This is a genomic window from uncultured Anaerococcus sp., from assembly GCF_937934665.1.
GTDB lineage: Bacteria > Bacillota > Clostridia > Tissierellales > Peptoniphilaceae > Anaerococcus.
The window spans coordinates 1-7,800 of the sequence record NZ_CALGYW010000165.1 but is presented as its reverse complement, the minus strand read 5'-3'; the positions used below and the strand labels follow the sequence as shown (position 1 = coordinate 7,800).

Annotated in this window: 11 protein-coding genes, 1 tRNA gene and 1 riboswitch; of the genes, 1 reads left to right on the top strand and 11 read right to left on the bottom strand. The window is 34.2% G+C overall.

What is annotated here, in order from left to right:
* The 9 genes from Q0410_RS08490 to Q0410_RS08450 all read right to left on the bottom strand — a co-directional run.
* Positions 1-292: helix-turn-helix domain-containing protein (locus Q0410_RS08490; protein ID WP_299035687.1), on the bottom strand; the 292-nt coding region annotated here is incomplete at its 3' end.
* A 368-nt stretch (positions 293-660) separates the two neighbouring features.
* Positions 661-1,008 carry a 50S ribosomal protein L19 gene (rplS, locus tag Q0410_RS08485; RefSeq protein WP_299035684.1) on the bottom strand — a complete coding sequence of 116 codons (348 nt, stop codon included), beginning with the start codon at positions 1,006-1,008 and terminating at the stop codon, positions 661-663.
* Positions 980-1,702, bottom strand: coding sequence for a tRNA (guanosine(37)-N1)-methyltransferase TrmD (gene trmD, locus Q0410_RS08480; RefSeq protein WP_299035681.1), 723 nt, complete (start codon positions 1,700-1,702; stop codon positions 980-982). The genes rplS and trmD overlap by 29 nt, the downstream gene beginning before the upstream one ends.
* Complete coding sequence (gene rimM / locus Q0410_RS08475) at positions 1,695-2,180, bottom strand: ribosome maturation factor RimM (RefSeq protein WP_299035678.1); 486 nt, start codon at positions 2,178-2,180, stop codon at positions 1,695-1,697. Before rimM ends, trmD begins: the two co-directional genes overlap by 8 nt.
* Positions 2,177-2,401: a KH domain-containing protein gene (locus Q0410_RS08470; protein WP_299035675.1), complete on the bottom strand. Its 225-nt coding sequence runs from the start codon at positions 2,399-2,401 to the stop codon at positions 2,177-2,179. Before Q0410_RS08470 ends, rimM begins: the two co-directional genes overlap by 4 nt.
* Positions 2,402-2,403: 2 nt before the next feature.
* Positions 2,404-2,649, bottom strand: coding sequence for a 30S ribosomal protein S16 (gene rpsP / locus Q0410_RS08465; protein ID WP_004829684.1), 246 nt, complete (start codon positions 2,647-2,649; stop codon positions 2,404-2,406).
* Between the two features lie 17 nt (positions 2,650-2,666).
* Positions 2,667-4,007: a signal recognition particle protein gene (ffh, locus tag Q0410_RS08460; RefSeq protein ID WP_299035665.1), complete on the bottom strand. Its 1,341-nt coding sequence runs from the start codon at positions 4,005-4,007 to the stop codon at positions 2,667-2,669.
* Between the two features lie 8 nt (positions 4,008-4,015).
* The gene (gene ylxM / locus Q0410_RS08455) at positions 4,016-4,339 is read right to left on the bottom strand and encodes a YlxM family DNA-binding protein (protein WP_299035662.1); all 324 of its coding nucleotides are present in this window, start codon (positions 4,337-4,339) and stop codon (positions 4,016-4,018) included.
* Positions 4,340-4,528: 189 nt separating this feature from the next.
* Entirely contained in the window at positions 4,529-5,257 is a 729-nt protein-coding gene (locus tag Q0410_RS08450) for a class I SAM-dependent methyltransferase (protein ID WP_299035691.1), read from the bottom strand.
* Positions 5,258-5,291: 34 nt separating this feature from the next.
* Positions 5,292-5,379, bottom strand: a riboswitch (TPP riboswitch).
* Between the two features lie 82 nt (positions 5,380-5,461).
* Between Q0410_RS08450 and tenA the strand changes: the two genes are divergently transcribed.
* Entirely contained in the window at positions 5,462-6,130 is a 669-nt protein-coding gene (gene tenA / locus Q0410_RS08445) for a thiaminase II (RefSeq protein ID WP_299035659.1), read from the top strand.
* Positions 6,131-6,216: 86 nt separating this feature from the next.
* Here the strand turns inward: tenA and Q0410_RS08440 are convergent, their stop codons facing one another.
* The gene (locus Q0410_RS08440; RefSeq protein ID WP_299035656.1) at positions 6,217-7,443 is read right to left on the bottom strand and encodes a S1C family serine protease; all 1,227 of its coding nucleotides are present in this window, start codon (positions 7,441-7,443) and stop codon (positions 6,217-6,219) included.
* A 137-nt stretch (positions 7,444-7,580) separates the two neighbouring features.
* A tRNA-Arg gene (locus tag Q0410_RS08435) sits at positions 7,581-7,657 on the bottom strand.
* Positions 7,658-7,800: the final 143 nt, after the last annotated feature.

The following is a 7,800-nucleotide window of genomic DNA, read 5'->3' as shown; positions in this document are numbered from 1 at the left end:
TAATTGCTCTAGGCAAAAATATGGCATTTATACCTAGAGATTTTTTTATATCTTCTAAAATGCACAAATTCCCATATATATATTTCTTATATAAACTTAGAACATCAATTCCATATGCTTTAGACAACTCTATTAAGCTATCTACAGATGCGGATTCAATCTCTCCTCTTTCAAGTCTTCCTATAGATCTTTGGCTCAGACTTGCTATTTCTGCTACATCAGACTGCCTAAGACCTTTTCTTTCCCTTATCTCTAGGACCTGTTTCCCAAATTCTTTTCTTTCAGTTATCATTTGAGCCTCTTTAAAAACTTATCTTTATTAATAATATCATAAATCAGGCGGATAATAAAGGAATAATCTCATTTTATCAGGAAAATTAGTTGTATTTTGAAAAATCAGAAAAATTTAAAATTAAAAAGGACCATTGCATATATAATAAAAGTCCTTCTTCTAATAGCAAAGTTTTTATTACGGTTGCTCCTTTTCGTCGCATTCACTCTCTCGCTTCGCTGCGAGATGCTCCGCATGGGCCCTCCAAGAGCCGGGCGGGCTTGCTTAAAATTACATAAGGTTTTTCATCAATTTATAATGCGGCACTTTGTGCCTTGATAAATTGTGAAAATCGAAAAAAACATCGCTTACGATGTTTTTATCTACCATTAATAATTTGTTTTTTCTTTAACTTTAGAAGCCTTACCTTGACGGTCTCTTAGGTAGTGTAGTTTAGCTCTTCTTACCTTACCACGTCTAGTTACTACTAATTTTTCTATTCTTGGGTTGTGATATAGGAAGGTTCTTTCTACTCCTACACCGTAAGAGATTCTTCTTACTGTAAAGGTCTTACCTACTCCACCTTCACTGATGTAGATTACTGTTCCTTCAAAGTCTTGAAGTCTTGTCTTGTCGCCTTCTTTGATTCTGTAGCTTAGTCTTACTGTATCACCTACATTAAAGTCAAAGTTATCTTCACGTAGGTTTTCATTTTCTATTTTTTTGATTAAATCCATCTTTGCTCTCCTCTCGTAAGTACTTTTCGTATAAGTCGTATCTTACCCTTTTTGTTTTTTCTATTGCACTATTTTTATTCCAAGCTGCGATTTTTTTATGATCACCACTTACCAGATCTCTTGGAACATGGTAGCCATTAAATACTCTTGGCTTGGTGTATTCATCTTGTTGCAACAATATATTATAGTGAGAATCTGTTACTAGTGACTCTTCCTTGCCTACAACTCCGTCTATGAACCTTGCCATAGAGTCTATTAGGACCATGGCTGGGATTTCTCCACCTGTTAGGACATAGTCCCCTATAGATATTTCATAGTCTACATAGTGGTTGGTTATTCTTGCGTCTATCCCCTCATAATGACCGCATATTATTATCAAATGTTCAATACTTGCAAAGTCGATTGCTAACTTCTGATCTAAAACTTTTCCTGTAGCCGACATAAAGGCTACTTTAGACTTAGCAGTTTTGACTGATAATAGGGCGTCATATATTACTTGAGGTCTGATTAGCATACCGGCTGCCCCACCGTATACTGTATCGTCGACGTGATTGTGCTTGTTATTTGCAAAATCTCTCATGTCCACTATTTCAAGTTCTAGTTTTTTATTTTGTATCGCCTTTCCTATTACTCCGTAGGTCCTTAAAAATTCAAAGGATTCTGGAAATAGGGTCAGGAGTGTTACTTTATTCATAGTCACTAAAATTTTCTACTTCAATTATTTTTTTATCAGTATCAATTTTTTTGATTGTATTTTTAAGGGCTGGAAGCAGCACTTCCCCGCTTTCAGTTTTTATAACATAGACATCATTTGGATATACTCCTGAGATTACATCAGTTATTTCACCTACATTTTGCCCATCGCAGATGACTTTTAGACCGTATAGGTCTTTGATGTAGATTTCATCTTCATTAAGTTTTCCCAAATCTTTTTCGTCTATGGTTAAATCCTTGCCCACAAATTTAAGGATGTCGTTGATATTATCGTATTCTTCAAAGCCTAAAACAAGCATAGATTTTTGCTTGTAAGATCTTTTTATAGTTAATATTTCATCTCCTATAAAAAGTTGAGATCCAATTTTGAATCTCTCTTCATTATCACTTAGGCTTCTTACTTTTACCTCTCCTCTTATTCCTTGGGCTTTTACAATCTCTCCTACTGAGATTCTCATATTTTTATGTTTACCTTAACATTTTCCTTTATAGCTGCACTTCTTGCGATAGTTCTAATGGAGTTTATAATATTGCCTCTAACTCCTATTACCCTACCCTTATCTTCTTCGGCTACCTTGATTAATATATTAACCTCGCCTCCGTCGCGATCTTCTACAATTTCTACAGCATCTTTATCTGTTACTAATTCTTTAACGATTAATTCTACTAAATCTTTCATAATTAAGCTAATACATCGTTGTCTTTGAATAGCTTTTCTACAATAGATGTTGGTTGAGCACCGTTTTTGATCCATTGTTTAGCTTTTTCATTGTCAACTCTAAATACTTTTGGTTCAGAAACTGGATTGTAGTAACCTATCTCTTCGATAAATCTACCGTCTCTTGCTCTTCTAGAGTCTGCTACAACCACTCTGTAGAATGGTTTTTTCTTTTGTCCTAATCTTTTCAATCTAATTTTTACTGCCATTTTTTCCTCCTTATTTTCTAAAAGAAAGGCATCTTTGGAAAGCCTCTGCCTCTTTTTCCTTTTTTCTGTAGTCCGTTCATTTTTTTCATCATTTTCTTAAGCTCTTTAAATTGTTTTAAGAGCTTATTAAGTTCACGGACATCTACTCCAGAACCTTTTGTGATTCTAGTTTTTCTGCTCTTGCCAATAATTTCAGGCTTGTCTCTTTCTTCCTTAGTCATGGAATTAATTAGGGCTTCTATCTTATCAAAGCCTGCATCATCCACATTGACACCCTTTAGCATTTTTGAATTAACTCCAGGTATCATTGCTAGCAAGTCTTCAAGGGGTCCCATATTTTTTATCTGTTGGATTTGTTCCATAAAATCATCTAGACTATAGGTTTGTTCCCTCATCTTTGCTTCAAGTTCTTTAGCATTCTCTATGGAAAATTGTTCCTCAGCCCTCTCTATTAGCGAAAGTACATCACCCATTCCAAGGATTCTACTTGCCATCCTGTCTGGATAGAAAGGCTCTAAATCGTCAAGTTTTTCACCTACACCTATAAATTTGATAGGTTTGCCTACGACCTGTCTTATTGATAAAGCCGCTCCACCTCTTGCATCACCATCTAGTTTTGTAAGGATTACTCCTGTTATATCTAGATAATCATCAAAGGATTTGGCTACATTTACCGCTTCTTGACCTGTCATAGCATCCACAACCAAGAGGATTTCATCAGGTTTTACTTCTTCTTTGATAGCCTTAAGTTCATCCATTAGGTCAGTATCTATCTGAAGCCTACCTGCTGTATCTAGGATTACTGTGTCATAATTATTAATTCTTGCATAATCCTTAGCCTCTTTGGCTATTTTTACAGGATCTTCCTTGCCCTTTTCAAATACAAAGGTATCTGCTTGTTTACCTACTACCTTTAACTGCTCAATAGCAGCAGGTCTATAGATATCAAGGGCTGCTAACATAGGATTTCTATTATCCTTTTTTAGCATTTTTACAAGTTTACCAGAGTGAGTAGTCTTACCAGAACCTTGAAGACCTACCATCATTACCATATGAGGTGTGCTCCCTTTTAGGGCAAGTTTTGAGTTTTCCTTACCCATAAGGCTGGTTAATTCTTCATTTACGATTTTAACTACCATCTGTCCTGGAGAAAGTGAATTCATCACGTCAGCGCCTAAGGATCTCTCCTTAACAGTTTTTACAAAGTCTTTTACAACCTTATAGTTAACATCTGCTTCAAGTAAAGATAATCTTATCTCCCTCATAGCAGTGTCTATGTCTTTTTCGTTTAATTTTCCTTTTCCCGTTAGTTTTCCAAGGGCTTCTTGGAGTCTATCCGAAAGGCTCTCAAAAACCATATATGCTCCTAAATCTTTTCAATTAGTTCTGTTAACTTATCTATTGCTTCTTCATTATTTGAACTTTCAATCAGCTCTCTTATATCAAAAAGAGCAGCCTTAAGTTCAGTCTTGCTTTTTAGTAAAGAAAGCTCATTTTCAAACTCAAATAATTTATCCACGCTTCTATTAATCATGTCAGATATTGCCTGTTTGCTCTTTCCGTCATTATCAGCAATCTCTTGAAGGGATAAATCTTCGTTATAATAGCAATTTATAACATCTCTTTGCTTTTCATTTAGAAGTTGTCCATACATATCGTATAGTTGGGCTACTTTAACTATTTTCTCCATAATATCACCTGTCAATATTTTTACTTGACCACATTATTATACACGCTATTTTATCACATGTCAACATTATTTCTTGACCCCAAAAGCAAATTTAATTAATCTTTTTTATAGATTTTGTTTTGAAAAAAGAAGGCCTTAAAGCCTTCAATTTCCTGTATGTTGTCTTATAATTATTTTATTGGCCTGCGGTTATTTTTCTCCAACTATTGCAACATAAGATCCCTTGTCATATCCTTCTACTGCTTCTTCTACATAACAATCAGAGTAGGATGGGTCTGTTGTAAGTGTCTGATAGAATTTAAAATTCTTAAATCCTACCTTTTCTAAGATATCACGCTTTTCTGGTGTAGTTGTCATAACAGTATTTGTGACAAGCTCGATTGGATATGGTGATTTTGGTAGGATACCCTCAAAGTTTGGCAGATCAAAGGTTTTGGCATAGGCTGCAAATTGATAAAGAATGCCGAAAGAACTTTCTTTTGGTACATCGATTACTACAATGTGTCCACCTGGTTTTAGGGCTTTGTAGACAGTTTTATAGGCACTTTCTAAATCTTCTATATAGGTAGATGAGCCATTTAAGTAGATAGAGTCATAATATTCTTCTTCTAGTTTAGCATCTTCTATTATTCCAATTATTACATTTAGGCCTCTTTTTTCTGCAATAGCTGCCATATCTTCAGATGGTTCTAGCCCATCAGTGATAGTAATTCCCCTATCTTTTAGAGAAACTTCAAATAAACCACTACCACAGCCTACAGATAGTGATTTTTCTGTATTTACACTCTTAAGAGCCATTTCTACTACATTCAGCTCTGTTAAATACATATTTTCATTCTCCATAAACCACTGATCATATTTACTTGCGTATCCATCAAATTTTGCCTTCATTTTATTCTCCTTATATTTTTTACAAATAAAAACTCCTTTTTCTTATATTCGAAAAAAGAGTTATAATTGCTTTTTATTTCCCTACGAAACTACTAAGTTTATCAGGTTAGCGGGTATAATCTCAGCTCATGGCACCCCGAATATAAAAGGAGTATTTAATTGTTAGTAATATTATATTAGTTTTATAAAAAAAATAAAGTACAAGGGTATGATTTATCTATAGGAGGAGTTATGAAATTTATAGATTACTTATATAAAGAAACTGAAGACATATGGCAAAAGCTTTATAATCATCCTTTCATCTCGGGTTTGATAAATGGTGATTTGGAGATTTCCAAATTTAGATATTACCTAGAAGAAGACTACATATATCTATGGGACCATGTAAAAATATTTGCCATAGGCATTACAAAAAGTAATGATAAGGATATTATTCGTAAATTTTCATATCTTTTAGATAATTGTATGGAAAATGAAATGGCAATCCATCGTGGTGTAATGAAGGATTTTGATATCAATGTCGAAGAAATAGAAAAAAGACCATCAAACCTAACCAATCTTTCCTATTCAAATTATAGGATATCCCAATCTTTAATAGGTGGTTATGAAGAAATTTTGATGGTCCTAATGGCTTGTGATTTAGGCTATGTAAATATTTTTAGGCACATAGACAAGGTCAATCCTGAGGCTAAAAACCACGATATTTACGGTAAATTTATTACAGGATATCTTGACCCTGTTTATTTATCATACGTTGATAGTACTGTTGATGAGATTAATGAAATCGGCTTAGATATGACCCCTACTAAAAGGAACATCTTGATAGATATATTCAAAAATTGCCTAATTTACGAGCTTAAATTTTGGGACATGGTCTATAACGAGGGCGATAAGTTTTAAATAAAAGCTGAAGCTAGGAATAAAAAGTATTCTTAGCTTCATTTTTTATAAAAAAAGAGTAGCCGTAGCCACTCTCTCATATTATTCTATGGAAGATTAAAAAATGGATTTGAATTTTCTTCTCTTTTTTCCATAGATTCATTTGGCCTTGCAGACTTGTATTCATCTACATTTGACGAATCAACTGTAAATTTAAAGTCGATTTCTTTATCTTTGCCTTCTCTTTCTATGGTTAGCTTAACAGTATCACCCACATTATAAGCTAAAAGAAGTTTCTTTAAGGCTCCCATATCTTTGACAGCCTTACCATCAATTTCCTTTATAATATCACCTTCCTTGATATTACTATCATCTGTAAATACGCTTACTACATATATACCACTCTGGGCTTTAATATTATCTTTTAGGTATTGTAGTTGTCTCAAATAATCAAGAGACTGACCAGTTATTCCAAGGTAGACAGAATCAAACTTACCATTTTCTCTAATCTTATCTATTACTGGTTTTACAGTATTAATTGGAATGGCAAAACCTATGCCATCGCTATTACCAGCTTTGGCAGTATTAATACCTATCAACTCTCCTTTAGAGTTTAAAAGTGCACCACCAGAGTTTCCAGAGTTAATTGCGGCGTCCGTCTGCATTAGGCCATCCATTTGAACACCCGTATTAAAGGAAACTGACCTATTAAGACCAGAAATAATACCTGATGTCACTGTAGATTGAAGCTCAAAGCCAAGTGGGTTTCCAATAGCAACAACCCTATCTCCAACACCGATCTCATCAGAATCACCAATATCAATAGCTTTAAGGTTCTTATTATCACTTGCTACTTTTATAACAGCAAGATCTAAAGAAGCATCATTCCAAATTAGCTCAGCTGGAGCAGTTTCACCATTATTAAATAAGACGTTAATCTCCTTAGCCTCACCATCGCTAACAACATGTGAATTTGTAACAATGTAGCCATCTTTGCTTACTACAGATCCTGAACCTATACCCTCTACATATCCAGATTGAGGTCCAAAAAATGACTGTCGGGTAACCTTAGAAATGGTGTTAATACCAACTACCGAATCAATAGATTTTTTAACAACAATTGACTCCATAGACTCATTTTCCTTAATTTCTATTGGTTTACTATCTTCTTGTCTTGTTTCTACTTTCTCTGTATTCTTAACTGTTTCTTTACTATTTGTACCCGCTCCGCTTAGTAGAAAATATACAATAAATCCACCAACAAGAGCTCCGATTAAAGCTGAAGCAAAAGATGAAAATTTCCCTCCAGATTTTTTATAAGATCTATTATTCATAATATCTCCTCCTGTCTAATAATATATACCCAATTTTTGTATAAATAATGAGAAAATTATTAAGTTTATATAAAGAATACAAGATTAGTAAAAAAAAGAATAAAAAAGAAGCATCAAAAATACTTCCTTAAATTAAATGGCGCGTCATTGAGGATTCGAACCCCAGGCCTTCTGGTCCGTAGCCAGACGCTCTATCCAGCTGAGCTAATGACGCCTAATTTTATCTACCATATAAGTATATCTTATTTTATTAGACTAGTCAAATGAAAGATAAATAAAAAAGCTTGCCAAGCAAGCTAAATATGGAGCGGATGACGAGATTCGAACTCGCGACCCTCGCCTTGGCAAGGCGATGCT